General features: G+C 72.5%; 37 protein-coding genes. 26 read left to right on the forward strand and 11 right to left on the reverse strand.

What is annotated here, in order from left to right; all coding sequences use genetic code 11:
* Positions 1-68: 68 nt before the first annotated feature.
* The 9 genes from AVW11_RS03705 to AVW11_RS03745 form a co-directional block, all read right to left on the reverse strand.
* Positions 69-662, reverse strand: a complete 594-nt coding sequence (locus AVW11_RS03705; RefSeq protein ID WP_076043187.1) for a TetR/AcrR family transcriptional regulator — start codon at positions 660-662, stop codon at positions 69-71.
* A gap of 58 nt (positions 663-720) precedes the next feature.
* Positions 721-1,227, reverse strand: a complete 507-nt coding sequence (locus AVW11_RS03710; protein WP_030850811.1) for a cupin domain-containing protein — start codon at positions 1,225-1,227, stop codon at positions 721-723.
* A gap of 3 nt (positions 1,228-1,230) precedes the next feature.
* Positions 1,231-2,175, reverse strand: a complete 945-nt coding sequence (locus AVW11_RS03715; RefSeq protein ID WP_076043188.1) for a methionyl-tRNA formyltransferase — start codon at positions 2,173-2,175, stop codon at positions 1,231-1,233.
* A 48-nt stretch (positions 2,176-2,223) separates the two neighbouring features.
* Positions 2,224-3,402 (reverse strand): acyl-CoA dehydrogenase family protein, encoded by a 1,179-nt coding sequence (locus AVW11_RS03720; RefSeq protein ID WP_060178954.1) that lies wholly within the window; start codon positions 3,400-3,402, stop codon positions 2,224-2,226.
* A gap of 47 nt (positions 3,403-3,449) precedes the next feature.
* On the reverse strand, positions 3,450-4,940 hold the full coding sequence (locus tag AVW11_RS03725; RefSeq protein WP_076043189.1) for an FAD-binding oxidoreductase: 1,491 nt from the start codon (positions 4,938-4,940) through the stop codon (positions 3,450-3,452).
* Positions 4,941-4,998: 58 nt separating this feature from the next.
* Positions 4,999-5,373 carry a chorismate mutase gene (locus AVW11_RS03730; RefSeq protein WP_076043190.1) on the reverse strand — a complete coding sequence of 125 codons (375 nt, stop codon included), beginning with the start codon at positions 5,371-5,373 and terminating at the stop codon, positions 4,999-5,001.
* Positions 5,370-5,834, reverse strand: coding sequence for a flavin reductase family protein (locus AVW11_RS03735; RefSeq protein ID WP_037833823.1), 465 nt, complete (start codon positions 5,832-5,834; stop codon positions 5,370-5,372). The genes AVW11_RS03730 and AVW11_RS03735 overlap by 4 nt, the downstream gene beginning before the upstream one ends.
* Before the next feature lie 447 nt (positions 5,835-6,281).
* Entirely contained in the window at positions 6,282-6,965 is a 684-nt protein-coding gene (locus AVW11_RS03740; protein ID WP_076043191.1) for an HAD family acid phosphatase, read from the reverse strand.
* A 152-nt stretch (positions 6,966-7,117) separates the two neighbouring features.
* Positions 7,118-8,014 (reverse strand): hypothetical protein, encoded by an 897-nt coding sequence (locus AVW11_RS03745; protein ID WP_030850789.1) that lies wholly within the window; start codon positions 8,012-8,014, stop codon positions 7,118-7,120.
* Between the two features lie 171 nt (positions 8,015-8,185).
* On the opposite strand from AVW11_RS03745, the gene AVW11_RS03750 reads away from it, so the two are divergent.
* The gene (locus tag AVW11_RS03750; protein ID WP_030850786.1) at positions 8,186-8,938 is read left to right on the forward strand and encodes a S1 family peptidase; all 753 of its coding nucleotides are present in this window, start codon (positions 8,186-8,188) and stop codon (positions 8,936-8,938) included.
* Positions 8,939-10,717: 1,779 nt separating this feature from the next.
* Positions 10,718-11,107 carry a chorismate mutase gene (locus tag AVW11_RS03755; RefSeq protein ID WP_079250495.1) on the forward strand — a complete coding sequence of 130 codons (390 nt, stop codon included), beginning with the start codon at positions 10,718-10,720 and terminating at the stop codon, positions 11,105-11,107.
* Here AVW11_RS03755 and AVW11_RS03760 read toward each other — a convergent pair whose 3' ends face one another.
* The gene (locus AVW11_RS03760; protein WP_076043192.1) at positions 11,108-12,421 is read right to left on the reverse strand and encodes a site-specific integrase; all 1,314 of its coding nucleotides are present in this window, start codon (positions 12,419-12,421) and stop codon (positions 11,108-11,110) included.
* Positions 12,422-12,786: 365 nt separating this feature from the next.
* Positions 12,787-13,317 (reverse strand): helix-turn-helix domain-containing protein, encoded by a 531-nt coding sequence (locus AVW11_RS03770; protein ID WP_076043194.1) that lies wholly within the window; start codon positions 13,315-13,317, stop codon positions 12,787-12,789.
* Between the two features lie 214 nt (positions 13,318-13,531).
* Between AVW11_RS03770 and AVW11_RS03775 the strand changes: the two genes are divergently transcribed.
* The 24 genes from AVW11_RS03775 to AVW11_RS03875 all read left to right on the forward strand — a co-directional run bounded on the left by AVW11_RS03775 (position 13,532) and on the right by AVW11_RS03875 (position 25,591).
* Entirely contained in the window at positions 13,532-13,741 is a 210-nt protein-coding gene (locus AVW11_RS03775) for a helix-turn-helix domain-containing protein (protein ID WP_076043195.1), read from the forward strand.
* Entirely contained in the window at positions 13,738-14,025 is a 288-nt protein-coding gene (locus AVW11_RS03780; protein WP_076043196.1) for a hypothetical protein, read from the forward strand. Before AVW11_RS03775 ends, AVW11_RS03780 begins: the two co-directional genes overlap by 4 nt.
* Positions 14,026-14,126: 101 nt before the next feature.
* Positions 14,127-14,453 carry a hypothetical protein gene (locus AVW11_RS03785; protein ID WP_076043197.1) on the forward strand — a complete coding sequence of 109 codons (327 nt, stop codon included), beginning with the start codon at positions 14,127-14,129 and terminating at the stop codon, positions 14,451-14,453.
* Positions 14,450-14,977, forward strand: a complete 528-nt coding sequence (locus tag AVW11_RS03790) for a hypothetical protein (protein WP_076043198.1) — start codon at positions 14,450-14,452, stop codon at positions 14,975-14,977. Before AVW11_RS03785 ends, AVW11_RS03790 begins: the two co-directional genes overlap by 4 nt.
* A 68-nt stretch (positions 14,978-15,045) precedes the next feature.
* Positions 15,046-15,195: a hypothetical protein gene (locus tag AVW11_RS37310; protein WP_158076110.1), complete on the forward strand. Its 150-nt coding sequence runs from the start codon at positions 15,046-15,048 to the stop codon at positions 15,193-15,195.
* Positions 15,195-16,307 carry a DNA polymerase III subunit beta gene (locus AVW11_RS03795; protein ID WP_076043199.1) on the forward strand — a complete coding sequence of 371 codons (1,113 nt, stop codon included), beginning with the start codon at positions 15,195-15,197 and terminating at the stop codon, positions 16,305-16,307. Before AVW11_RS37310 ends, AVW11_RS03795 begins: the two co-directional genes overlap by 1 nt.
* A gap of 111 nt (positions 16,308-16,418) precedes the next feature.
* Entirely contained in the window at positions 16,419-16,661 is a 243-nt protein-coding gene (locus tag AVW11_RS03800; RefSeq protein WP_076043200.1) for a hypothetical protein, read from the forward strand.
* Positions 16,661-16,870, forward strand: coding sequence for a hypothetical protein (locus tag AVW11_RS03805; protein WP_076043201.1), 210 nt, complete (start codon positions 16,661-16,663; stop codon positions 16,868-16,870). The genes AVW11_RS03800 and AVW11_RS03805 overlap by 1 nt, the downstream gene beginning before the upstream one ends.
* A 70-nt stretch (positions 16,871-16,940) precedes the next feature.
* Positions 16,941-17,333, forward strand: a complete 393-nt coding sequence (locus AVW11_RS03810; RefSeq protein WP_076043202.1) for a hypothetical protein — start codon at positions 16,941-16,943, stop codon at positions 17,331-17,333.
* Positions 17,330-17,578: a hypothetical protein gene (locus tag AVW11_RS03815; RefSeq protein WP_076043203.1), complete on the forward strand. Its 249-nt coding sequence runs from the start codon at positions 17,330-17,332 to the stop codon at positions 17,576-17,578. The genes AVW11_RS03810 and AVW11_RS03815 overlap by 4 nt, the downstream gene beginning before the upstream one ends.
* Positions 17,575-18,291, forward strand: a complete 717-nt coding sequence (locus AVW11_RS03820; protein ID WP_076043204.1) for a hypothetical protein — start codon at positions 17,575-17,577, stop codon at positions 18,289-18,291. Before AVW11_RS03815 ends, AVW11_RS03820 begins: the two co-directional genes overlap by 4 nt.
* Positions 18,291-18,854: a hypothetical protein gene (locus tag AVW11_RS37975; protein ID WP_143568797.1), complete on the forward strand. Its 564-nt coding sequence runs from the start codon at positions 18,291-18,293 to the stop codon at positions 18,852-18,854. Before AVW11_RS03820 ends, AVW11_RS37975 begins: the two co-directional genes overlap by 1 nt.
* Positions 18,851-20,218, forward strand: coding sequence for a DNA cytosine methyltransferase (locus tag AVW11_RS03830; RefSeq protein WP_076043206.1), 1,368 nt, complete (start codon positions 18,851-18,853; stop codon positions 20,216-20,218). The genes AVW11_RS37975 and AVW11_RS03830 overlap by 4 nt, the downstream gene beginning before the upstream one ends.
* A 39-nt stretch (positions 20,219-20,257) precedes the next feature.
* A complete protein-coding gene (locus tag AVW11_RS03835; RefSeq protein ID WP_076043207.1) occupies positions 20,258-21,340 on the forward strand; it encodes a hypothetical protein in 1,083 nt (360 codons plus the stop codon).
* Positions 21,337-22,071 (forward strand): zinc finger domain-containing protein, encoded by a 735-nt coding sequence (locus AVW11_RS03840; protein WP_076043208.1) that lies wholly within the window; start codon positions 21,337-21,339, stop codon positions 22,069-22,071. The genes AVW11_RS03835 and AVW11_RS03840 overlap by 4 nt, the downstream gene beginning before the upstream one ends.
* Positions 22,068-22,238: a hypothetical protein gene (locus AVW11_RS37315; protein WP_158076111.1), complete on the forward strand. Its 171-nt coding sequence runs from the start codon at positions 22,068-22,070 to the stop codon at positions 22,236-22,238. Before AVW11_RS03840 ends, AVW11_RS37315 begins: the two co-directional genes overlap by 4 nt.
* Positions 22,235-22,540, forward strand: a complete 306-nt coding sequence (locus AVW11_RS03845; RefSeq protein WP_076043209.1) for a zinc finger domain-containing protein — start codon at positions 22,235-22,237, stop codon at positions 22,538-22,540. The genes AVW11_RS37315 and AVW11_RS03845 overlap by 4 nt, the downstream gene beginning before the upstream one ends.
* Positions 22,537-22,860 (forward strand): hypothetical protein, encoded by a 324-nt coding sequence (locus tag AVW11_RS03850; protein ID WP_076043210.1) that lies wholly within the window; start codon positions 22,537-22,539, stop codon positions 22,858-22,860. Before AVW11_RS03845 ends, AVW11_RS03850 begins: the two co-directional genes overlap by 4 nt.
* Entirely contained in the window at positions 22,860-23,237 is a 378-nt protein-coding gene (locus AVW11_RS03855) for a hypothetical protein (protein WP_076043211.1), read from the forward strand. Before AVW11_RS03850 ends, AVW11_RS03855 begins: the two co-directional genes overlap by 1 nt.
* Before the next feature lie 71 nt (positions 23,238-23,308).
* The gene (locus AVW11_RS03860) at positions 23,309-23,704 is read left to right on the forward strand and encodes a hypothetical protein (protein ID WP_076043271.1); all 396 of its coding nucleotides are present in this window, start codon (positions 23,309-23,311) and stop codon (positions 23,702-23,704) included.
* Entirely contained in the window at positions 23,701-24,072 is a 372-nt protein-coding gene (locus AVW11_RS03865; RefSeq protein WP_076043212.1) for a helix-turn-helix domain-containing protein, read from the forward strand. Before AVW11_RS03860 ends, AVW11_RS03865 begins: the two co-directional genes overlap by 4 nt.
* A 103-nt stretch (positions 24,073-24,175) precedes the next feature.
* Positions 24,176-24,331 (forward strand): hypothetical protein, encoded by a 156-nt coding sequence (locus AVW11_RS37320; RefSeq protein WP_158076112.1) that lies wholly within the window; start codon positions 24,176-24,178, stop codon positions 24,329-24,331.
* 315 nt (positions 24,332-24,646) lie between these two features.
* Positions 24,647-24,907, forward strand: coding sequence for a hypothetical protein (locus AVW11_RS03870; protein ID WP_079250497.1), 261 nt, complete (start codon positions 24,647-24,649; stop codon positions 24,905-24,907).
* Between the two features lie 30 nt (positions 24,908-24,937).
* Positions 24,938-25,591 carry a hypothetical protein gene (locus tag AVW11_RS03875; protein WP_076043213.1) on the forward strand — a complete coding sequence of 218 codons (654 nt, stop codon included), beginning with the start codon at positions 24,938-24,940 and terminating at the stop codon, positions 25,589-25,591.
* Positions 25,592-25,608 lie beyond the last annotated feature (17 nt).

The following is a 25,608-nucleotide window of genomic DNA, read 5'->3' on the forward strand; positions in this document are numbered from 1 at the left end:
AGGCGCAACCCGGGTGCGGAGCAGCCGAATTGAAGGTCAGCCGGTCAGCCGGACGGCCGGGGTGGCCGTCAGGCGGTGCTGGACAGGCCCCTGAGGGCCTGGTCGACGACCTGCGCCAGGTAGTCCCGGCCCGCGGTCCGCTCCATCACGCGCAGCCCCTGGGTGAGGGTGACGAGGAAGCGGGCGGTGGCCCGGACGTCGGTACCGGGCGCCAGCTCGCCGCCGGCCCGGGCCCGCAGCAGGAGGTAGGCGAAGGCCTCCTCCAGTGAGCCCAGCGCACCGCCGAGCCGCTCGGCCGCCTTCTCGTCCCCCGGCAGCCGCTCCAGCACGCCGTGCGTGACCATGCACCCGCCGCGCAGCGGGTCGGCCAGCGCGGAATCGACGTACGAGAGGAGGAAGGCGCGCAGGACCGGCAGGGCCGGGCCGGTGCCGGACTCGGCGAGGTTCACCCGGGCCCGGTCCGCCTCGACGGCGCAGTACAGGTCCAGGGCCTTGAGGTACAGGTCGTGCTTGGAGCCGTAGGCGGAGTACATGCTGGAGCGGTTGATGCCCAGCGCGTCCACCAGGTCCTGGATCGAGGTGGCCTCGTACCCCTGGCGGCGGAAGAGTTCCATCGCCGCCACCAGGGCGGTCTGCGGGTCGAACTCCTTGGGCCTGGCCATGGGCACGAGGCTACCCCTCCCAACCGGTCGTTTCAGAACGGCGGCGCGGCAGTCGGGATCAGTCGAAACCGGCCGGGATCACACCGTGGCGCGCCCCCGCCTCGGCCACGCCGGGCGGGTCCTCCACCGGCACCGGCATGCCCGCGGTGGGCTCCGTGCCGGCCTCCAGGAAGAAGTTCTCCACGCCGCCCGGAGTGAAGATGAGCAGCAGCTTCGCCGAGTGCAGGGAGTGGTTGTGGAACTGGTGCGCGGTGCCGCGCGGCACGAACACGAAGTCCCCGGTGCCCGCCTCGTAGGTGTGCTCGGCCACCCGGATGGTCAGCCGGCCGTCCAGGACGTAGAACGCCTCGTCCTCGTCGGCGTGCCGGTGCGGGGGCGGACCCCCGCCGGGCGGGACCGAGGCCTCCAGTACGGCGATGGACCCGCCCGTCTCGGCCGCGCCGGCCTTGACGCTGTAGACGTCACCGGACAGCCAGACGGCCTTCCCGCCGCCGGCCGGCACGTGCAGCACCCGCCGCACCTGCGTCGGCACCTCGGCCTGCTGTGTCGCTTCGAACAAGGACATCGTTCACCCCACCGTCGTCGCTTCGCCGAGGAGCGCGAGGGCCGGGTCGTCGACGGCCACCTCGCGTCCACCGCACTCCACCGTGACCAGCCGCAGCCAGTCGCCGTCCGCGCACGCCACGTACAGCCCGCCGCCGTCGCACACCAGCGTGCCCGGCGGCCGCGCGCCGAGCGCCGGGCGGTCGTCCTCGCCGTACGCCGCCGACAGCAGCCGGATGCGCTGCCCGCCGGGCGCGGTGAACCAGGCGCCGGGGCTGCGGTAGGCGGCCCGGACGTGGCGCTCCACGACGGCGGCCGGCAGGGAGAAGTCCAGCCGGTAGTGCTCGTCCCGCGGCCGCCCGTAGTAGGAGCGGCGGGAGACGTCCTGGGGCGTGCGCTCCAGGGTGTCCTCCACCAGGTGCGGGATCAGGTCGAGGAGCATCAGGACGTTGGCCCGCTCCTGCATGGTGCGCAGCTCCAGCCCGGTCTCGCGTCCCGAGAGCGGGATGTGGTGCTGCATCAGCAGGTCGCCGTCGTCGAGCTTGCGACCCATCTCGATGGCGGACACGGAGCTGGCCGAGGCGCCCTCGCGGACCATCCAGTAGAACGGCGCGAGCCCGGCGAACTCGGGCAGCGGCGAGGGGTGGAAGTTGACGGCGGTGCGCCGCGGCAGGTCCAGCAGCGGCGGCTTGAGGAGCTGCTGGAAGTTGCCGACGAGGAAGTAGTCGGCCTCCAGGGCGGCCAGCGCCGCCACCGCGTCGGGGTCGTTGACCGAGCGCGGGCGCAGGACGCGTACGCCCAGGGCGCGCGCCTGGTCGGCGACGTCGACGGCCTCCTCGTCGTCGGTGAAGTACGAGCACAGCTTCCCGGGCGGCGAGGTGACCACGGCGGCCAGTTCCACGTCCGGGTGGCCGTGCAGGATGCTCAGGAACGGTGATCCGAGTTTGGAGTTGACTTCGGTGAACAGCACAACACGTATGGAATCCATGACGGTTGGACGCTTTCTCGTCTTGTGTCTTTAGAAGAAGGGGGAGGTGGACCGGCCGCCCAGGAGGACGTTCCCGGTCAGCTGCAGGACGGAGTCCTGGGCGACCGCGTGCTGGCACATGGTGTTGGCGTCGCGCAGCCAGCGGTCGAGCGGGTTCGGCTTGTAGACGGACGACCCGCCGACGAGGTCGAACAGCTCGTGGACGATCGACCGGGCGGTGCGGAAGGCGTGGCGCCGGGCGATCGCGGTGGCCACCCGGGCGTCGTCGCTCAGCGCGCCGCCCGAGGAGAGCGCGTCCCACTGCACCTGGAGCGTGCTGAACACCCCGGCGCGGGCGGCGATCAGCTCGCCCTCCAGGCGGGCGATCGCCGACTGGATCCGGTAGTCGTCCCGCCACGGCGTGCCGGTCTCGCGGTCGGTGCGCTGCGCGGCCAGTTCCCGTACGTGGTCCAGCGCGGCGCGTGCCATGCCGAGCGGGATGCCGGGCATCTTGCGCAGGATGGCGTCCGGGGTGGCGTGCAGCGGACCGGTCCGCCGGGGGTCGGAGAAGGAGAAGGACCGCTCCTCGGGCACGAACAGGTCGGTGCAGGAGTAGTCCTGCGAGCCGGAGCCGGCCAGGCCGGTCGTGTGCCAGGTGTCGTGGAACTCGTACGCGCCGGGCCGGGCGATCATCACCCGCCAGTGCCGCGGCGCTCCCGTGACCGGGTCGCTCTCCGGCTGCCCGTCCTCGTCGAAGACGTGCACGCCGGCGCCCAGCCAGTCGCAGTGCGAGGAGCCGGAGCCGAACTTCCACCGGCCGGTGACGCGGAAGCCGCCGGGGACCCGGACGGCCCTGCCCTGCGGGTAGATCCAGCCGGAGTTGGCCAGGTCCAGGGTCGGCCACATCTCGCGGGCCACCTCGTCGTCGAGGTAGCCGGAGTAGATCCCGGAGTCCATGCCGATCATCGCGCACCAGCCGACGGAGACGTCGCCGGTGGAGAGGACCTCCAGGAGTTCGGCCTGCTGCATCGACGTCAGCTCCGGTCCGCCCCACGTCTTGGGCATGGCGGCACGGAACACCCCGGCGCCGCGGAGCAGGTCCACGATGTCCTCGGGCAGCCGGCGCTCGGCCTCGATGCGCGCGGAGCTCTCCCGCAGGACCGGTACGAGCTCGCGGGCGCGGTCCAGGATCGCCTCGGCGGTGTCGGGTACGTACGGCGTCGTCGTCATCACGTTCTCATCAGGGGTGCGGGTCGGGTGGGACGGGGCGGGGGCGCTCACGCGTAGCGTCCGGCGGCCATGACCCCGAGGGGGTCGACGGCGGCGCGCAGGGCGCGCTGGAGGGCGGCCTCGGCGGCGGCGCCCCCCACGACGGAGCGGGCGTGCCCGGAGTCGAGGCGGTAGGGGCGCAGGCCGGCCTCGCCGAACCAGGTGTGGGCGAGGTCGAGGGCGCTGTGGGCCGCCCCGGCCTGCGTGGCCCGGTCGAACGGGAAGGACACGACGAGGTCGATGACGTCGGCGTCCAGGGCGTTGACCGTGGAGCCGGGCCGGATGCCGGTGGCGAGGTGGATGCGGTCCAGGATGTCCAGGGCCCGCACCACCGAGGCGCCGTCGAAGGGCAGGAACGGCAGGAAGAACAGCCAGCCGTTGCCGTCGGCGTCCACCCGGTCGGCGGTCACGCCGGTGGCGGAGGCGAGCATGCGCTCGTTGTGCGCGACCGAACCGCGGTAGGCGGCGTCCACCACATGGGCGACGACGTCGTCGTCGGCGGGAGGCTGCTCGTCGTCGCCGGGTGCGGCGGAGGTGAACAGGCCCGTCTCGGCCATCTCGGCCAGCAGGGCCGCCTTGAGGGCGCCGGCCGAGCGGTCGGTGCCCTCCACGCTCATGTGGGCGACGTAGCCGCCGGCGGTGTCCCCGCCGCCGTAGGTCGCCGTCGAAGCGGTGTCGTAGACCTTGACCACACCGGAGACCAGGCCGTTCGCCTTCCACGTGCGCAGCGCGTCGACCGCCTCGGCCAGCGCCTCGCGGTGGAACCGTGCGCGGACGGTGCTCTGGCGCCGCGGGCGCGGCAGCAGCCGGACCACGGCGGCGGTCACGATCCCGAAGTCGGACTGCGTGAACAGGTGCAGCAGGCTGGGCCCGAGACCGAGCGGGTTGAAGCCGTCGCCCTTGCCGTGCGAGGTGTCGCCCGGCCACCAGCCGATGTGCGCGACCGAGCCGTCGGGCAGCACGACCTCCAGGCCGAGCAGGTCCTCGGTGCGCTGGTGGCGCAGTCCGACCCCGCGGTCCACCGTGTTGCCCACGACGCTGGTGTGGCCGGAGGAGGCGGTGACGTTCAGCATCCGGCCGGTGCCGGCGAGCCGTTCGGAGAGCTCCTTCTGCGTGACGCCCGGCTCGACGACGGCGTAGCCGGCCTCGGTGTCGAGCTCGCGCAGGGCGCCGAGTCCGTCCAGTTCGACGCGTACGACGGGTCCGGCGGCCGGCTCCTTGGATCCCAGCCCCCAGTTGCGGCCGGTGGACACGGCCTGTAGGCCGGGGAGTTCGCCGCCGGAGGCCTTGGCGTGGTGGAAGGCCCCGACGAGGGCGCGGACGTCGGCGACGGAGCCGGGCCGCAGCACGGCGCGGGTGTCGCGGGACGTGAAGGCGGACACGTTGGGGGCCGGGGGCAGCGGCGCCGTGGCGTCGTGCCGCACGCGCTCCGCGCCGAGCGCCTCCTTCAGCTCCTCCAGGACGGCCTTGAGATCCGGGTACAGGGACGGGTCTTGCATGTCTCGACCTCGATCGTGATGTGGGTGGTCGGTGAGGTGGACGACGGGCTGGTACGGGCTACGCCGGGGACTGCACGGGACGGGTGGGCGCGCAGTCGCCGAGGTAGACGGGTGCGAGCGGACCGCACGAGGTGACGTGGGCCAGGACGCGTACGGTGCGGGCGGGTGCTCCGGACCAGGCGGTGTCGGCCGCGCACAGCGCGGGCACCTCCCAGCCGTCCTCGCGCAGGGCGAGGGCCGGGGTGTCGCTGGTGAGGTCCAGGCTGCAGGTGAAGATCAGGCTGATGACGGCGTCGCGTTCCAGTCCGTTGCGGACGAGGAGTTCGCCGACGAGCGTGCGGGTGGCGTCCGCGATCTGCCGCGGGCTGTCCTCGGCCACCGTGATCCCCCCGCGCACGGCCCGTACGGCCGCGGGGCCGGGGGCGGGGCTCACTGCGCGGCCGCGGGGGCGGGCGTCAGCCGGCCCCGGTGGAACAGCAGCGCGCCGCCGGTGTCCTCGCCGGGCCGCACGTGCTCCACGCGGGCGAGGAAAAGCGTGTGGTCCCCGCCGGGGAACCGCTCCTCGATCCGGCAGTCGAGCGAGGCCAGGGCGCCGGGCAGGTACGGGCGGGAGGTCTCGCCGTCGGTGGCGAAGTGCCCCTCCAGGGCGTGCCCGAAGGGCTTGTCGCGGGCGGCGAACAGCCGCGCCACCTCGTCCTGCCGGTCGGAGAGCAGGTGGACCTGGAACTCCCCGCTCGAGTCGATCGACGGATACGTGCGGGACGACTTCATGACGGAGACCAGCACGCGGGGCGGTTCGAGCGAGATCGAGACGAACGAGTTCGCGGTCATCGCCGCCGCGCGGGCGCCCCGACCGGACGACACCACGGTGACGCCCGTCGGGAACAGCCGCATCACGGCCCGGAGATCGTCCGGCGGCGCGGATGCGGATCGGGCTACGGGCCTGGCTGGGCCCAGAGTTGTGGCCATGTCCCCCTCCTCAGGAGTTATCGGCGGAAGAAAACTTAACAGAGTTTAGTAACGATGGAAACCCAGGTCAGGGGCCTGTGGATCGCCTTTAACGCAATCGAAATTGGCTTTGGACCATGGAGTTAACGGAGGGGGTTGGCTCGGTGGCCAGGCCTGCAACGCCGGCGGCCCGGAGGGGCCCGCCCGCGGAGGCCGGAAACGGAAGCGGGCCCGGCCCCCTGGCGAGGGGTCGGGCCCGAGTCTTCGTCGGTGCGTTGGGGTATGACTACCCGCTGGGTCCACCGGCTGAACCGCAATCAGGCCATCATGTTGTGCGCGATCGTCCGCGCGAAGATCGTGCGTGAAGGGGAACCGGGCGGTTCCCCCCGCGCGTCAGGAGAGCTTGCCGCCGTAGTCCGGGAGCTTGACGGTGCGCTCGGCGTGACCGCCGACCAGGTCGGTGGGGCTGTTGCCGATGTTGGCGATGATCGTGTAACCGCGGGCCTCGATCTCCGTGCGCTTGGCCGTCTTGTACCGGCTGACCTCCTCGAAGAGGTCGGGCAGGTCGCGGACGTAGAGCCCCGACACCGGGTAGCCGACGGCCTTGAGGTTGTACTCGGTGAGGGAGTGGATGATGCCGGGGCGGGCCGTGACGAAGAAGACGGCCACGCCGCGCTCGTGGGCGTACTGGGTCAGCGCGCGGACCTTGGCGATCGCCGGCGTCGGGTAGGTCCAGAACCAGTGGAAGTCCGTCTCCAGCGAGGTGTTGTCGATGTCGAGGACGAGGGCCGGCTTCTCGCCGGCGGGCGAGTTCGCGATGCGCTGCTCGATGGCCGGACGGGCCGCGTCGACGATGGCGGCCACCTCCCGCTGCCAGGCGGCGTAGTCGATGCCGAGGATCGCCGCGTTCCCGCCGGGTGCGGACGTGTTCGCCGACGCGGAGACGGGTGCGGGCGCGGGCGCGGCGGCGGGGGCCGCCTCGGCCGCGGTGGCCGGAACGAGCGTCAGGACGGCGGCCGCTGCGGCGAGGCCGGCGGCGGCGGTACGGGGCGTTCGGGTGCGGCGGGACAGGCGCATGTGGGGTGCTCCTCGGTCACGAATTGACATGGACGTGACCAGAGTTGGCGAGAACCGCACCCATGTCTACTGGCCGGTAGGAAACTTTTCGCGACCGAACGGTGAATGATCAAGCCAAGTCCGCCCGGGCCGGCCCCCGGGGCCCGCCGGGACTACGTCTCGCACTCCAGCACCGTGCGGCACAGGCCGCACCGCGCCCGCAGCCGTCCGCGCACCGGCACCCGCACCCGCTGCTCGCACACCGGGCAGGGGAAGCTGACCCGCAGCCCGGGGCCGGCGGGCTCGCGCTCGAAGCGGTACCCCGACCCGCCCGCCGGGGCGGCCCCGGTGCGCCGCGCCTTCGCGTACCGCCGCCGCGCGAGCGGGCCGGCGCCGGCGAGCGGCGCCCGGCGGTGGTCCCGGTCCGCCAGCGCGCGCCCGCGCACGTAGGCCTCGTACGCCTGGGGGCTGGTGAACCACGGGGAGGGGTCCTCGCCCAGCAGCGCGGCCCGCTTGGCGAGCACGTAGCCGAACTCCTCCGGCGTCAGGTAGCCGAACCTCTGGTGGGTGAGGGCGTCCTCCCGGTAGGCGTCCAGGAGCAGCCAGCCCGCCCCCAGGTAGGCGGCGGCGGTGTCCGTGAGGATCTCGTTGTCCGCCGGATCGGGGAAGGCGAGTTCCAGCCGGTGCAGCAGCACATGGGCGACCTCGTGCGACAGCGCGGCCGCCAGGTCCCGCCGATGGGTGCGGAAACGGTCGTTGACCTCGATGAAGTACTCCGGCCCCGCGGTCAGTTCCACCGTGGCCGCCTCCTCCATGGGTCGGAAGGCGACCACCATGCGCGCGTCCGGGAGCCGCAGCGCGCGCACCACCGCCGAGGCCACCCGCTGGGCCCCCAGGTGCAGGTCGTCGGAGGCGTCGAAGGCCGCGTCGGCGGGGGAGAGGCTGGTGGCGTAGGCGCGGATCCCGTCGGCCGACATGCGGCGGAAGAGCGCGGTGATCGAGGCGCGCACGATCGCCAGATGCGGAAAACCGTGCTCGACGGCCCCGCCCGGCCCGCCGTTCTCCTGCATCGGATCCTCCTTACCGCAATCCCTGTCGCCCTGGAGGGGCTTGGCCGAAACTGCGTTCTTGTTGGCCGCCGCTCTCCCGTTGTGTCATGGACCCGTCATTCCCCGATGACGCGCACGGCCCAACCCCCCACGAAAGGCAGTGTGTTGACTGTGTCCAGCCTTGTGCGATTCATGAAGCGCACCCTCGCCGTCGGCGCCGTAGCCCTCGCAGCCGTCAGCCTCCAGCCCGGCACCGCCACCGCCGGCCCGGCACCCGTCGTAGGCGGCACCCGAGCCGCCCAGGGCGAGTTCCCCTTCATGGTCCGCCTCTCCATGGGCTGCGGCGGCGCCCTCTACACCCAGCAGATCGTCCTCACCGCCGCCCACTGCGTGAGCGGCTCCGGCAACAACACCTCCATCACCGCCACCGCCGGAGTCGTCGACCTCAACAGCTCCAGCGCCATCAAGGTCAAGTCCACCAAGGTCCTGCGGGCCCCCGGCTACAACGGCACCGGCAAGGACTGGGCCCTCATCAAGCTCGCCAGGCCCATCAACCTGCCCACCCTCAAGATCGCCGAGACCAAGGCCTACGACAACGGCACCTTCACCGTCGCCGGCTGGGGCGCCACCCGCGAGGGCGGCAGCCAGCAGCGCTACCTCATGAAGGCCACCGTCCCCTTCGTCTCCGACGCCGCCTGCAACGCCGCCTACAGCGACCTCGTCCCCAGCGAGGAAATCTGCGCCGGCTACCTCGACCAGGGCGGCGTCGACACCTGCCAGGGCGACTCCGGCGGCCCCATGTTCCGCCGCGACAACGCCGGAGCCTGGATCCAGGTCGGCATCGTCAGCTGGGGCATAGGCTGCGCCCGCCCCGACTACCCCGGCGTCTACACCGAGGTCTCCACCTTCGCCGCCCAGATCAAGAGCGCCGCGGCGACCCTGTAGCCCCCACGGTCCACGCACCGCCCCGTCCTTCCGGCCCGGCACCGACCGGCCGGAAGGACGGGGCACACCCGCTTGCGACGTGGCACACGGCCGGACCGCCGCCCGGCCCCCGCGACACCCGCCCCCGCCGGTCCCGGGGGAGGAAACCGGCGACAGCGGGCGACGGTGGTGCACGGTGACCAGCGCGGCTGTCGCGGACACCACCGGCTGCCCGATGATCATCGCAAGCCGGCCGGACACCGAAGCCTCCGCCGACGTCGGCGCCGGAGCAGCCGCCCTCGCCACCCGCCACCGGGCAGGGCTCGACGGCCTCGAAGCCACCCCGCGCCGGTCCGGAAGCGACCGGCCGCGCATCGTCACCGTCACCGTCACCACCTTCGACCTCGACGAGTACGTCCCCGCCGCCCTCCACGGCGGATCGTCCGGCTTCCTCCCCACCTTCGAAGACGCGAGCCCGGCCACGCTGGTTGAGCCCGTACGGGGCGGGCAGCCGCCGCCCCTCGCTCGTCCCGCCGGCCTGGCCACCGCCCCCCGGCCCGGTGACTGTGGGCCGGTGCCCGTGGGTGGTGGCGGAGTCCGGCGGCACCACCCCGCGGCCGGGTCGCGGCCCGGCGGCAGCACCCCGCGGCCGGGTCGGCGTCCGGCGGTGACTGCTCCAGCGGGTCGGGGCCCGTGGGTCGGCGGCGACCGCACCCGTAGGCCGGCGCCCCGTCCGTGGGTCGGTGCCCCGCCCGTGGGCCGGTGCCCCGCCCGTGGGCCGGCGCCCCGGGTCGGGGCCGGCGTCCTGCGGCGACCGCCCCCAGTTCGGGTCGCGGGGCGGCGGCGACTGCTCCAGCGGCCCGGCGCCCCGGGCCCGGGCCGGGGCGCGGCGGCGACCGTGCCGCGGCCCGTTGGCTGAGGGCCGGCGCCCGTGGGTGGTGGCGGAGTCCGGCGGCACCACCCCGGGTCCGGCCGGCGTCCGGCGGCGACTGCTCCAGTGGGCCGGTGCCCGTGGGTCTGCGGCGACCGCACCCGGGGGCCGGCGCCCCGTCCGTGGGTCGGCGCCCCAGGGCGGGGACGCGGCCCGCCGCCGCCCACCCCCGGCCCGGCGGCTGTGGGCCGGCCCCCCGGGTCCGGGCCGGAGTCCGGCGGCACCACCCCGCGGCCGGGTCGCGGCCCGGCGGTGACTGCTCCAGCGGGCCGGTGCCCGTGGTTCGGCGGCGACCGCACCCGTGGGCCGGTGCCCCGGGTCGGGGCCGGCGTCCTGCGGCGACCGCCCCCAGTTCGGGTCGCGGGGCGGCGGCGACTGCTCCAACGGCCCGGCGCCCCGGGCCCGGGCCCGGGCCGGAGCGCGGCGGCGAGCGTCCCGCGGCCCGTTGGCTGTGGGCCGGTGCCCGTGGGTCGGGCGGAGTCCGGCGGCACCGCCCCGCGGCCGGGCCGGCGTCCGGCGGCGACTGCACCCGGCGCCCCGGCGCCCGGGCGCCCCGGGTCGGGGCCGGAGCGCGGCTGCGACCGCCCCGCGGCGCGAGCTTCGACGGGGGCCACCCCGTCGCGTACGCCACCCTCGCCGACGCGCCGCACCGGCTGCCCCGCCCCCGCCTCTCCGCAAGGCCCGCGGCGGCTACGGCCCCCGCCCGCACGACCGAACGCGCCGAAGCCCTCGACGGCCGCCTCACCGCGAGCCCCGCCCCCCCCACGGACGCTGGTCGTCACCGCCCTCCTGCCCCTGTGACCGGCCGCCGTCTCACAGGCCGACTACCCCCGCGACCTGCGGGCCCGCGCCACGTATTCTCGACAACCATGAACATCAGCGACCTCGACAACGGCACGGGCAACGGCACGGGCAACGGCACGGGCCGCGCCGCCGACGGCATCGACGAGAGCGTCACCGCCGAACTCGCCCGCCTGCGGGACAGCATCGACAACATCGACGCGGCCGTGGTCCACATGCTCGCCGAACGCTTCAAGTGCACCCAGCAGGTCGGCCACCTCAAGGCACGCCACCAGCTGCCCCCCGCCGACCCCGGCCGCGAGGCGAGCCAGATCGCCCGGCTCCGCCAGCTCGCCGAGAACGCCAAGCTCGACCCCGCCTTCGCCGAGAAGCTCCTCAACTTCATCATCGCTGAAGTAATTCGTCACCACGAGACGATTGCGGAGGAGGCTGTGACCAGCGAGGGAACCTCCAGCTGATCACTCGGAAGCCTCTCCAGGAAGATCATTTAGGAGAGATTTAGGGGATTCGGTCCGCTCCCAGACCGAGTCCCACCCGAGGTTGCCCATCGCCCGCTCGTACAGCTTCTGGAGCCCGTCGAGGCGCTCCTGCCGCATGGTGGGCGTGGGGTGCCGGTACGTGCCCTTGATGCCAGGGTACTTATGCCCCATCTGCTCGTACCCCAACACCGGCCGCACGTCGATCTGCTCCTGCCAGGTGTCGTGGGTGTGCCGCAGGTCGCGCATCGTCAGCCCCGGCATGATCGGCTCCCACTTCTCCTTGAGCGCCGTACCGCGCGCCTTCGGCCTGGCCTCCCGCCCGTCCGCCGCCGGCCGGATGATGCGGAACCACTCGGAGCGCCACCACCACTTGCCGGTCGGCGTGCAGAACACGAAGTCGTACTTCCACTCCTTCAGGTGCTCCTTCATCAGCTGCGCGAGGAACGGCGGCAGGTCCACGTCTCGGGCCGACGGGCCGTTCTTCGGAGGCTCCAGCCCCCGGAAGATCTTCCGCTTCCCCTCCTCGTTCCGCACGTAGTACTCGGCCAGCGCGCCCTCCTCCTCGTCTACCCGGATGATCGGGCAGGAGAAGACGCCCCCGTCGTGCCGCTGCTTCCGAGTGAGGAGCGCGTTCCGCCGCTGGAGGCCGACGAGTTCCTCCCAGCGGAGCCCCGTGAAGGCCGTCGTCAGGATGTGCATCCCGTAGGCGGGCCCTAGCCGGCGCGAGAGCTGCAGCACGACCTCGGGCGTGGCCCACCGCTCCTCGTCCGGCTTCTTCTTCGCCGTGTCCGCGGGCAGGCCGGTGAGCCGCCGCCCGGCCAGGGGGTTCACGGCCAAGTGCTTCGCGTCCACGGCCCCGTTCAGGATTCGGGCCATGAGCTGGACGCAGTCCTTCACGGTGCTGCGGGCCGCCGTCTTGGCGACCTTCCTAGCCCAGGCCTCCACGTCGAACCAGTTGAAGGCGATCAAGGGGGTGTGCTCCCACTCGGGGAGGATGTGCGCCTCCAGGCGCTCCCACTGGTTCATCGTGGTCCGGCCGCGGACGGCCTGGGCCTTCATCCACTGGTCCTTCGCGAAGGTCCCGAACTTCTTGGAGGACAGGTTCGGGTCGATCCAACGACCCTCCCGCATCGCCGTTTCCTGGGCGTCGCCCCACTCCTCGGCGAGCTTCTTCGTGGGGAATCCCGGCTGGCTTCCCCACTTCCCATCGGGCAGCAGGTACCGGCATCGCCAAGTGAACTGCTTGGTCTGCTTGCCGGCCCGGACCTTGTAGACCTTCTCCGCGTAAGCCATTGCGCTGTCCTTCCAGCTCGTCAGCCGGCCACGGCGTGAAGGAGTGGGCGCTGGCACGGCGCGGCCGACTTCAGGGTGAGTCCGGGCGTCCGGACACCGAGGGCCTCGTCGATCACCGCCAAGGCCGCGGGCGTCAGCCGGCCCGCTTTGAACAGCCCCGGGTCGACGTACACGCAGGTGTGGGAACTGCAGTGGTCAACCCAGACGAGGGCATCGTTCGGCATCGACGATGGAACTCGGAAAACGTGGACACACATCGGCCACCCCGCTCGTCTTTTTGGTGGCCCCATGGTCGACGTTCGGTCATGAAACCACACCAAAGGGTCACTTGGGGAGGGGGTGTGTGCGGCCTGTGTGATTTGTGGCTACGCCTCGTGCACGGCGGGCGAGGGGTCCTCGCCGTCGCCCTGCTCGAGTTCGATGGCCTCGATGAGGTGCTGCTCCGCCGCGCGCCACGCCTCGAGGTTCCGCCGGATCTGCTCGGGGCTGGCGGTCGCTGAGCCCTTGATGACCACGACCATGCGCGCGTCGCCGCCCAGCGGGACGACTGCCGTGTCGAGCAGCGCTCCGTCGTCGGTGAGTTCGTGCACGATCCGCAGGGGCAGACCCGGGAACGGCGAGGGGGGTTCGGCGGCAGGCGCCGCCGAGTCGACGGCCGTTTGCAGGGTGGGCGTGCCGCCCGCGAGCACGGCCTCGACGGAGCTGTCCGTCCAGCCCACCCGGCGCGCGAACGCCTTGATGGTGGCCGTCGGCTTCTTGAACTCCTTGCCGGCCTCGATCTGCTGCACTGCGGAACGGCTGGCGTCGAGCTCGCTCGCCAGCTCGTCCTGACTAACTCCGGCGGCCTTGCGGGCGGCCTGGAGTGCCTTCCCTAGCAGTGCCCAGTCACGGTCCATGGGGCCACTATGCCCCACCCGCGTGCAACCAAGAAGCCCACTTACCGAGCTTTGACCTGCTGGTTAGTAGGCATTTCGGCCTTTCTTGGTTGCATCGCGCGCGCCCTATGTACGCCCCGTGCGCGCCTGTCACGCCGTGTCGAGCTTAGAAAGTGTGCTGAGAGTATGCGCAGAGTGCTTGCATCTGCGCCCAGGGTGAGCGTACTTTCTAAGCGTGAGACCGAACGGACCCGCAATTCGGGCCATACGGGAGGCTCAGAAAATGGGCATCCGTGCGCTCGAACGCACCACCGGATTGGACCGCAGCACTCTCTCCCGCATCGAGAGGGGGCTGATCCAGGACTCGGCTGAGCCCTCGGTCAGAGCCATCGCCGCCGCGCTCCACGTGCAAGTGGACGCCATCACCCGTGAGGAGAAGACGTGACCGCCGACGTCAGCAAGACGCCCCCGGCCAAGTCCAGGACCGCCAGCACCGCCAAGCAGAAGGCTGCCGCCGCCCTCGCGGCCCTTGAGCTGGTGCGCTGGACCCCCGAAGAGGTGGTCGCGCTCCGGCTCCTGCCGTACACCAGCGCCCGGGTCCTCCGCCGGAAGTGCAACCGGCGCGAGGTCTACCACCACGGCGACGGTGGCCGGATCACGTTCACGCCGGAGGACATCCGCCGCGAGAACGAGCGCCGCACGGTTCGACCGTTCGACTCCGCCGCCTAGTAGCGGCCCGGCCCCCGACGCCGGTTTCTTCCCGGTCCCCGGCGACCGAGGGCCTACCGAGAACCCCTCACCTGCAACCAGATGCAGAGAGCGAGAACCCGATGCCTGACATCATCTCCGGTTCGCCCAACGACACCAACCCCGCCGCCCGCCCCACCCTCACCGAGGCGGCCGAGCAGCTGCTCGCAACGCCGTCGCTGCGGATGCGCCTCCTCGACGCCGCCCGCTCCCTCGCCCAGGCGGTCGCCGGGTTCAAGGCGCTCGGCAGGAAGCGCGAGGCCGCCGAGCGCGCGGCCCGACTCCAGGACGGCATCCGCGCCGAGAACAGCCACCTGCTGCACGACGCCGACACCGACGCGATGACCCGCCCCTTCCCCTACATGCGCAAGGGCACCACCGCCCGCGCGGCTTCCGGGAGGGCAGCGTGAGCACCGTCGTCGAGCCCCACCTCCTGGACCTGATGGAGGACCAGCTGGTCCTCGTGGAGGGCGAGTACCTGCGCCACTTCGGCCAGGACATGGCCGCATGGCCGGCGGAGGTCTGGAACCTCTACCGGACCGCGACCCGCGAGGTGTGCGAGCCCGAGCTCCTGCTGCCCGCCCGGCGGGCATCGGCCCACACCCGACGCCACCACCTGGCCCGGCTGCCGTACCGGATCGACCAGATCGCTCCCGGAACGGCGACCATCCTCCTCGCCCAGCAGAAGGACGGAACGCCTCAGGCCCTGGTCCGGGACGAGACCGGCCGCCGCATCGACCTCCCCCGCGGCGCGTCCCGCCACATCGCCGCCCGGCTGCGAGCCGCGTACTCCGCCGACTGGACGGTGCCGCAGACCTGGCGGGCCGCCACCAACCGGCTGACGGCGTGGGGCCACCGGCCCCCGCACGGCGGGGCGCTCTGCCCCCGCGAGGACATCCAGCACGGGCACGCCTGCGGCGAACTGGCCGCATGAGACCGCCCGCCGCGCCGACGGTGTCACGTCCCCCGGCCGGCGGGCCCAACAAACCGCAGGAGAAACCGATGTTCGAACAGCTCGCGCTCTTCCCCGACTCCGCCATCACCGGCCCCCGCCGCGTGGTCGCCCGGTCGAAGCCGGAGCAGCCCGCCGCCATCGAGACCACCCCGGCCGCCGTGCAGGAGCTGCTGCCCTTCGAAGAGGACGCCGCCTGATGCACGTCACCATTCCCCAGCAGGAGCTCGCCCCGGCCGTCGCGTGGGCCGCCAAGCAGCTCCCCGCCAAGCCCCTCAACCCGGTCCTCGCCGGCATGCGGCTGCACGCCGCCGACGGCCGCCTGCAGCTGAGCGTCTGGGACGGGACGACCGCCGCGCACGCCGATGTCAACGCCGACACCGCCGGACCCGGGACCGTCATCGCCCCCGGCCAGATGCTGCAGCACATCGTCGGAGCCCTCCGCAAGGGGGAGGTCACCTTCACCGACGCCAGCGGCGAGCTGGAGATCAGCACCCCCGGGGCCCACTTCGCCCTCAGCGCCCTGGACGACCGGGACTACCCCGTCCTCCCGTCCATGCCGGACGCCACGGGGTCGGTCGACGGTGCCGAGTTCGCCGCGGCGTTCAAGCGGGTCAAGACCGCCATGGACCCCAAGGCCGACGGCGCGTTCGCCGGGATGGGCGGGATCCGCCTTCGGATCGACGCCGGCGTGCTCAGCCTCACCGCCACCGACCGCTACCGGATCGCGACCGCCACCCTGCCCTGGACCTCCGACCAACCGGTCACCGCCATGGGCGTCTTCCCCGGCAAGACCCTTGCCGACAACGCCGCCGCCATCGACGGCCGCTTGCACCTCACCCTGCCCGCCGACGGCACCGGCACCGCCGCGCTCTCCGGAGCCCGCCGCCAGGTCTCCACCATGCTCATCGACCCCACCCTGTTCCCCCACAAGGTCGACCAGCTGGCCATCACGAAGAGCGGCCGCATCGTCGGAGACGCCGGCGACTTCGCCGAGGCGGTGCGCGCGGCCATGGCGGTGACCGAGCCGGGCAAGCCCGTGTGGATCAACGCGAGTCCCGACCGGGTGACGCTGCGCGCCGGCCGGGACGCCCGGTCGGTCATCGAGGTCGACGCCCAGTACGAGGGCGATCACGACGAGTTCGAAGCGGCCTTCAACTCCGTGTACCTCCTCGACGGGCTGGCCCCGCTGGGCGGCGTCGTGCACCTCGAACTGTCGACGCCGAAGACCCCGGCGCTCATCCACGACCCCGGCGACGACACCTACCGGTACGTCGTCGTCCCGATCCGCGACCCGCACAAGAGCGCCTGACCGACCCACCCAGACCGGCCGTCGAGCGCAGCCCCGCGCTCCGGCTACGGGCCCCGCCCCAGCCTCCCCCCGACGGGGGCGGGGCCCACCCCACTCGAGAGAGGAGACGACATGCCCACCGCCCTCACCCTCGGCCGCTGGCGCATCGACCTGTACGAGCGCGCGCTCTACCTCCAGCGCCAGCCCGACCCCAAGTGCGCCGAGTGCCACGGCGAAGGAACCGTCGAGACGCCCGCCGAGCACGCCCTCCTGCCCGACGCGCAGGTCGAGCCCTGCGCGTGCTGGGACCCCTTCAAGAACATCCGGATCCCGCTCGGCCGCCGCCTGGTCATCACGGAGAGGTGGCCCCTCTGATGGCCCGCATTTGGTGCATCACCGACAGCTGCCGGGACGAGGGCGGCCCCTTCGTCCGCACCCCGAACGGCCCGCTCTGCGAGGACTGCCACGACGGCGACACCGCCGACGCCAGGACGACGCCGGTCCCGCCCGCCGAGTCGGGGCAGCCGCCCCGCCCCGACGTCGGGGCCCAGGAGCGCGGAGCCACCCCGGACGACGGCCAGTAACAGCACGCCGGCGGCCCCGCGGGAACCGGGGCCGCCCCACCCCAGGACAGCACACGCGAGAGGACACGTCATGACCCTCACCCCTGACGAGGCGCGCGAGCCGGCCAACGCGCTCCTCGCCTCCCTCTACGCCAACCTCTCCGACTGGACCGAGGCACGCTACGACCAGGCCGTCGCGGCCATAGCCGGCGACGGCCAGCCGTTCTCCATGAACGACATCCGCGCCGTACTCCCCGGATCCCAGCACCACCAGGCGGGCCTGTACTTCCACAGCCTCCTGATGCGGAAGGCCTCCCCCCTGGTGCACGTCGGCTACGTGCGGTCGATCAACCCGAAGGCCCGCGGCAAGGTCGTCAACACCTACCGACTGACCATGTCGGGCCGGGAGTTCATGAAGACCCGCCGTGCCGAGCGCGCCCAGCACGACGCCCGGATGGCCGCACGGCAGGAGCTGGCGGCGTGAGCGGCGGAGAGTCCCTCGCGTCCGCCCTCACCCTGGCCGCCCTGGCTGTCCTGTGGATCTGGTGCATGCGGGGTCCGACGGCCGACGAGGACGCGGACCGGCGGCGTTGGAAGCGGACCGCCGGGGCCGCCGCCCGGAACCCCGAGGCCACGGCCAGCGCCAGCGACCTCGACATCTGCAACGCCATCTTGGCCGCCACCAAGCGCATCCCGCGCCAGGCCCGAAGGAGGGGGGAAGGCCGATGAACCGCACCGCCCGTATCGACCCGCTCGTCGATGCTGAGCCCGCCCGCCGGCACATCAGGGCCCTCATGGCCGCCGGGGTCTCCGCCGACCGGGCAGCCCACCACGCCGGTCTGAAGCGCTGCGACGTGACGGATCTCCTCTACAGCATCAAGGGCAGGCCCCCCTCGCGGCGCATCCGGGAGACGAAGGCGCAGAAGATCCTCGCCGTCGAAGCCCGCAACGTGGTGACGGGGCGCGTCAACGCGACCGGTACCCGTCGCCGCATCCAGGCGCTCATGGCGATGGGCTGGCCGCAGGTGCACCTCGCCGCCCAGATCCCCTGCCACGACCGGTACGTGAGCGAGATCGTCCGCTGCCAGGACGGCGTCCTCTCCAGGACCGCCCACCGGGTGGCGACGGCCTACGACCGGCTCTGGAACCAGGACCCGGTCCAGCACGGCGTCCCGGCCGACAGGGCGAACTACGTCCGGCGCCTGGCGGCGCGACGCGGCTGGCCCCCGCCAGCGGCCTGGGACGACGACGTCATCGACGACCCGCAGGCCTCGCCCGCCGCGGTGACGGAGATGAACCGCCGCGAACTCGCCGCCTACCGCCGGCAGGAGATCGCGCACCTCACCTCCTACGGCGTGGCCGAAGCCGAGATCGCCGCCCGCCTCGACCTCGGCGCCGAGTACGTCCACGACCTGATCCGAGACCTGCGAAAGGCTGCCTGATGAACAACCTCGTCCCTGCTGGGTTCGCGGGCCCCGGAGGCTGGGCCGCGGGCCTCCGCGCTTTGGGGCTGACCCCTGCTGAACTCTCCAGTCCCCGACTTGCCCCGGAACGCGTAGAGCGGCGTTTCATGAAGATGGTTCGCATGACCCCGGCGTGCTGGGAGTGGTCCGGCGCACGGACTGCTCGCGGCTACGGGCGGGTCCGCATCGGGAGGCGGGAATTCGGAGCCCACCGAGTAGCTCTCGTCGTCGCGACGGGCAAGCCTCTCGGCGACGGTGCTCATGCGTGCCACGCGTGCGACACCCCGCCTTGTGTCAACCCCGGCCATCTGTTTCACGGGGACGCCAAGGTCAACGCGCTGGACATGATCAGCAAGGGCCGCCGCGTCATCACCCCTTGCGTCGGTGAGAACAACGGGCAGTCCAAGCTCACCGAAGCGGATGTTCGCTGGATGCGGGCCCACCCCGAAGTCGACCACTCGTCAGTCGCGTCTGCGCTTGGTGTGAGCGTCTCGCTGGTACGCCAGGTCCGCCGAGGCGTGGGCTGGAGGTGGGTCGCGTGATCGTGGATCTCTTCGCTGGCCCCGGGGGATGGTCGGAGGGACTTCGCCTTCTGCAGTTGTCCGACGTCGGTCTCGAGTGGTGCGGCGCGGCCTGCAACACCCGCGCTGCAGCCCAGCACTTGACGGTGCAGTGCGATGTCGCTCAGTACCCCACTCGTCCGTTCGACGGGCGAATCTCCGGCCTGATCGCTTCGCCCCCCTGCCAGGCCTGGTCCCGTGCGGGTAAGGGTTTGGGCCTCCTCGACCAGCCCCTCGTCCGCCAGGCGGTGCACGAGCTGGCCCGCGGTCGCGACTCCCGGGCTGAGCTCCGTTCCCAGTGCAGGGACGAGCGTTCGATCCTTGCCGCCGAGCCGATGCGGTGGATGTACGACCTCCGGCCTGAGTGGGTCTGCATGGAGGAGGTGCCTGACGTGCTTCCCCTGTGGAAGGAGTACGCCGGATACCTGACCGCTTGGGGCTACAGCGTGTGGACCGGCATCCTCAACGCCGCCGACTATGGCGTCCCCCAGACCCGCAAGCGGGCCATCCTCATCGCTTCCCGGGTACGGACCGTCACGGCCCCCGTCCCCTCCCACGCCGAGGACCCGGAATACGACCTGTTCGGTGAGTGCCTGGCGCCCTGGGTCTCCATGGCCGACGCGCTCGGCTGGGGAGCCACGGACCGCCCGGTCCCCACCGTCACCGCCGGCGGCGGCAAAACGGGAGGCGCGGAACCGTTCCCGAGCCAGGCACGCGCCGCCCTGGAAGCCTCCCGAGACCGCGGGGACTGGGCCCTGCGGAACGGCACCCAGAAGAACGCCGCCGTCCGCAGCGCCGACGAGCCGGCCGGGACGCTCTTCTTCGGCGCCCGCTGCAACGACGTCTCGTGGGTCCTGCGGAACGGCAACCAGCCGAACGCCGCGGTACGGAACGGTGACGAGCCCGCCCCCACCATGGCGTTCGGGAATAACGCCGCGCGCGTCGAATGGGTGTTGCACACCAACCGCAACCAGCAGGCCGACGGCACCCGCCAGACGGCGGGCCCGCACGACGCGCCGGCCCCCACCTTCACGGCCAAGTCCGGCGGCCAGTGGGTCCTCAAGCGGCCCGCGACCACGGTCTGCGCCACGGACCGGATCGCTCCGCCTGGGCACAGGGACCGGTCGCCGAAGGGCGAGTCGCAGTTCGCGAACCCCGACACGGTTCGTATCACCCAGGCCGAGGCCGCTGTCCTCCAGTCCTTCCGCGCTGACTACCCGTGGCAGGGCACGAAGACCAAGCAGTTCGAACAGATCGGCAACGCGATCCCGCCGCGGCTGGCCCTGCACATCGTCTCCGCCGCGACCGGCATCCCCGTACCGGCCGGCTTCAGCCCCCGGGCCTGACCGCCCCCACCTGCACCCCGCCAGAGAGAAGACCACACCATGGCACGAGGCCACGGCCGGATCCTCACCAGCATCTGGGAGGACGACGAGTTCCTCGACCTCGAGGAGCGAGAGCAGCGGCTGTACCTGTTCCTGATCTCGCAGCCGAACCTGAACCACGCCGGGCTGCTGGACCTCACTCTGCGCCGCTGGGCCCGCAAGTCCCGCGGCCTCACCTCCTCCAAGCTCGAAGAGCTGCTCCACTCCCTGGAGGCCGCCCGGTTCATCGTCATGGACGACGACACCGAGGAGCTCCTCATCCGCTCCTTCGTCCGCAACGACGGCGTCTGGCGGATGCCGAAGGTCATGGGCGCCATGGTGTCCGGCGCCCTTGAGATCTCCTCCAAGAAGCTGCGCCGCGCGCTGCTGGCCGAGATGGACCGCGTCCCGCTCCACGAGCTGAACGACGAGCCGGCCAAGCTCCGCAACGGGACTGAGGGCCCCTCGGTCCGCCAGCAGATCGAGAGCCACATCGCGGTCCTCCGCCGTGCCTTCGCCGACCCGACCACGGACCCCACCGGAGGGGGTTCGGGAACCCCCTCGGAAACCCCCTCCGATACCCCTGACGAGGGGGGTCCGAAAGGCTCTACGCGTGGGCGCGCGGGCGCGCACGTGCACGCGGCCCCTGCCCCTGCCCCTACCCCTACCCCAGCCCCGGAAAAGAGGTTGGTGGCTCCCGCCGAGGGCCACGCGGTGGACGACATCGTGGACGTCGACTTCGTCGAATCGGCTGACGCCGATCAAGACGAACCGACCACGGCGCAGACGATCGTCGCCGAATACCTCGACCGCGTCGCCAAGCGGCCGCCGAGCCAGATCATCGGCCAGGTCGCCAAGCACGCCAAGACGATGCTCGCCGAAGGCATCCACCCGGACGACATCCGCCGCGGCATCGCCCTCTGGATGACCAAGGGTCTCCACCCCAACACGCTGCCCAGCGTCGTGAACGAGGCGATGAACGCCCACCCGGCCGGCAGCAACGTCTTCGCCCTCTCCACCGGCGGCCGCATGTCCACCGCCGACCAGCGCTACTCCGCCGCTGCGGCCCTGGCCGCCGAACTCGCAGCAGAGGACAACCAGTGAACCGATCCGAAGCGGCCCTCCTGCTGGGCCACTGCGCCGCCTTCGACAACCGCACCGTCGGCAAGGCCGACGCCACCGCCTGGGCCGCCGCCCTTGGCGACATCCCCTACGACGACGACGCCCGCAACGCGGTCGCCCGCTTCTACGGCACCGCGCCGAGGAAGGAGGGCGAGAAGCTGTGGATCCAGCCCCACCACGTCCGCGCCGTCCGCCGCACCATCCGCTCCGAGCGGCTGGAGAACTTCCTCTACGAGCCCGCCGGCGACGAGACCCCCGCCCAGTACCTCCTCCGCCTCCGAGACCAGCAGGACGCCATCGCCTCCGGCCGCGTACCGCAGCCCGCCCGCCAGGCCATCAAGGGCGGCCCGCACCTGTCCGTGCTCCTCGCCATCGAAGGCGCCCGCATCGGCAACCCCGACGAGGACCAGGCCGTCGCCGCAGTCCGCCGCGCCGGACCCCTCGGCATCGTCTGCCCCCAGTGCGACGCCGCGATCGGCCGCCCCTGCCGCATGGCCGGCGGCACCGAGAAGCAGCCCCTGGGCAAGCCCCGGAAGAACCCGCACCCCGACCGGATCGCGGCCGCCACCGGCAAGCCGTACCCGACCGCCGAGGAACGGCGCCAGCAGGAAGAGCGCACACGGCAGATGTCCATCGCCGCGCTCGCCCGGCTCCAGGCCGACAACGAACTCCACGACGACGAACTCATCGAGCCCGAGCGCCAGGCCTCGTGACCGCGGCCAGGTACCCGGTCATCCGCTGCGACGGCCCCGACTGCGGCGCCGAGACCAGCCACCTGAACGCCACCACCTCCACCGAGGTCCGCCGCCTGACCGACTGGCACCAGCGCCCCGAAGGCCGCGACCTGTGCCCCGACTGCTGGAAGGCAGGACACCGATGACCAACGCCCCCATGCCCGCCGGACTCCGCACCGGCCGCCGAGCCCCGCACCCCGCGCGCGCCGTCCGCTGTCCCCACTGCGGCGCCGCCCCCGGAGACCGCTGCACCACCCGCGCCGGCCGCACCCGCGTCCAGCGCCTCGACCCCTGCGACGCCCGCCTCGCCGCCTGGGCGGACCGGGCCACCGCCACCGCCTGCTGCCCCACCTGCCAGAGCGCGCCCGGCTACGCCTGCCACAACGACGGGACCGCCAGCCCCGTACACGACGCCCGCTACACCGAAGCGAAGGGAAAGACCGCATGAGCCCCATGCCGCGACCGTGCCGCATCGACGGATGCCCGGACGCCGCCGCCCGACACAAGACCGCCTGCCACCGGCACCGCACCCGCATCCGCCGCTACGGCGACCCGCACTTCACCACCTGGACCGTCGCCGACGAGACCGACATCCAGATCGCCGTGGCCCGCCGCGAACTCCCGCCCGGGATGACCCGACTCGAACGACGCCTCGTCGGCGAGCAGCTCACCCGCCGCGGCGCCTCCGCCACCGAGATCGCCCGCATCGCCGGCGTCACCCCCCGCACCGTCGTCCGCTGGCGCACCACCGAACGAAAGGCCGCCTGATGAGCTCCGGCCAGTACATCCGCCGCTACTACGGCGTCGCCGTCCGACGCGGCATGGAGATCACCTTCGACGGCAAGCCTGCCAGGATCGTTGGCTACCGGGGCCAGTACCTGCGCGTCCGCACCCCCGAGTACACGCGCCCCGTCTCCATCCACCCCACCTGGCACGTCGTCTACCCGCCGCTGCCCGAGCCGGCCACCCCGCGCGGCTGGTGCAACTGGTGCGGCGAGGACCGGGCCCTGAACTCCGACGGCACCGTCCGCGCGCACGGCTTCCCCGGCCTCTGGCACGGCGAGGTCATCCCCTGCCAGGGAGCCGGCGAGCCGCCCACCCACCCGGTCCGCCACCGCACCCACCCCGGCCAGGACACCCCGTGACGCAGATGGTCGCCCCCGTCGATACCGGGGGCGACCACCCGAAGAGCAAACCACAGCCGAAGGAGAACTCCGTGTCCTACCCCGAACTCCGCACCCCGGAAGAGAAGCTCGCCGACGCCAAGGAGCGGCTCGCCATCCCGAGGATCGTCTGCATCTGCGGCAGCACCCGCTTCATGGCCCTCATGGCCGAGGCGGCGTGGCGCGAGACGACGGAGGGCAAGATCGTGGTCAAGCCCGAGGTCGACATGAAGGGCGCGCACCCGCTTTGGGCGGACCCCGCCGAGGCGGAAAGCCTCAAGACCGTCCTCGACGAACTGCACCGGGCGAAGCTGCGCCTGGCCGACGAAGTCCTCGTCGTCGGCCCGTACATCGGCGACTCCACTCGCGCCGAAATCCACTACGCCCGACGGCTCGGCAGGTCCGTCCGCTTCACGCACCCCGAGGTCGACCCGGACGCCGAGTCGTGAGCGACCCCGCCCTGCAGTCGTCGGCGCTCACCGACCGCGAACTGCTGGTCCTCCTACGGGCGGCCGACGGCGACACCTACGAGCGGATCGCCGCGGACCTGGCCATCACCCCGCACGCCGTCGGAAAGCTCGCGTCCCGGATGTTCCAGAAGCTCGGCGCCAAGTCCATGCCGAACGCGGTACTCCTCGCCTGCCACGCCGGCCACCTCGACGGACGCCGCCAGCACCACGGTGACCACAACGGCTACACCGCCCACATCCGACGCCGCGATCGGATCTGTGACCGATGCCGCGCGGGGGAGAAGGCCTACCGCGAGGAGAGGCGTCAAGCGCAGCAGGCCCACGAAGGGCCCCCAGTGCCCGTCTAAGGCGCGAACAGCACACCGATGCCCTCTCGGGCGTCGGGGTCCGCAAACGCCAGCGAGAGAGGCGGCAGGGCCGCGCATCCAACCTGAGCCGCAGGAGGCCCAGTTGACCGAGTTCCACTCCGAGCCGTGGCTGCCCGAAGAGCAGGCGTACAGCACTGACCCGCCACCGCCCAACAGCCGTGGCCACGGCAACCCCTACGCCTCGATCGACGAAGGCCGCGACATCGACACCGTGATCATCAAAGGAGGGTTGCTGTGACCGGCCAGCCCACCCCCGCCTCCGGCTCGGAGGCCGCCTCCGAGCGGCGGGTCCCCGCCTACCGCGCCGTCCGCGAGTACATCCAGACCTGGCCCCCCCGGCACGGCGGACCCCACCACCGTCACCCGCATCTGGCACGCCGTCGAGAAGGCGCTCGACGCCGTAGAAGGCGTCACCAGCCGGACGGCCCCGGCCCCCGACTGGACGCTCACCATCGGCCCCGGGCAGACCGCGACGGAGCCGGACAGCGCCGTCGGCAGCGGCCCGCGCCAGCTCCGCCCCTCACTCGCTGCACCGACCCAAGGAGCCCCGCCCGTGACGTCCCGCATCCGCGCCACTGACGTCGCCGGCCACCTCGCCAGCTCCAAGCACGCCCACTCCGAGGGCGGCACCACCTGGCAGCCCGGATATCGCTGCCGCCAGGACAGCCCCCGCACCGTGCGGGTCCTCCACGACGGGCACGACGAAGCCAGCCACCTCGCCGCCTACGCCGAGGACTTGAAGGCGCGCGGCTACACCGTCACCCCCGAACGGCCGACCGGCCGGCGGCCCCGCCTCCGCGTCACCCATCCCTGACCCACCCGCACCACTCGCACAGGAGAACTCGTGACCGATGACCTCGTCCGGTGCGTCAACTGCCGCCGAGCCCTCTGGGGAGACGAGCGCGCCGCCGGCTGCCGGGCCTGCCGGCGCTGCGAGGAGGACGCCGCCCGCGACCTCCGCGAGCTCCCCGGCCTGTTCCGGGGCGCCGACCAGACCAACGCCCTGATCAAAGGCGGCCGCACCGAAACCGGCGCCCGGCAGCCCTCCACCTCCTCCGCCCCCGTCAATCTCTTCGTGCTCAGCCTCACCGCCGTCGGCGGCGCCGTCACCACGCTCCAGGCCATTGAGGACTCCTGGCGGCGCGCGCTCGGCTGGTCCATGGGTCTCACCCGGCACCGCGCCGACATCGACGGCGCCACCAGCTTCCTCATCAACAACCTGCGCTGGGCCTGCGAGAACTACGACGAGGTCGCCCACGACCTCCGGACCATCGCCCGCACCCACGCCGCCCTCAGCAACATCCAGACCGGCCAGCGCGCGCCCCGGCTGTACTCCCTCAGCTGCTCCACCATCGACTGCGCTGGCCGGATGCGGGTCACCCTCTTCGATCCGCGCGCGACCTGCCCCGACTGCGGCCAGCTGTACGAGCGGCAGCAGCTCGACCAGCTCGACAGTGAGTTCGGCCCCAACCCCACCCGTACCGGCAAGGCCGCATGATGAAGCCCCCCGCTGCC

Source organism: Streptomyces amritsarensis (assembly GCF_001953875.1).
Classification (GTDB): Bacteria; Actinomycetota; Actinomycetes; order Streptomycetales; family Streptomycetaceae; genus Streptomyces; species Streptomyces amritsarensis.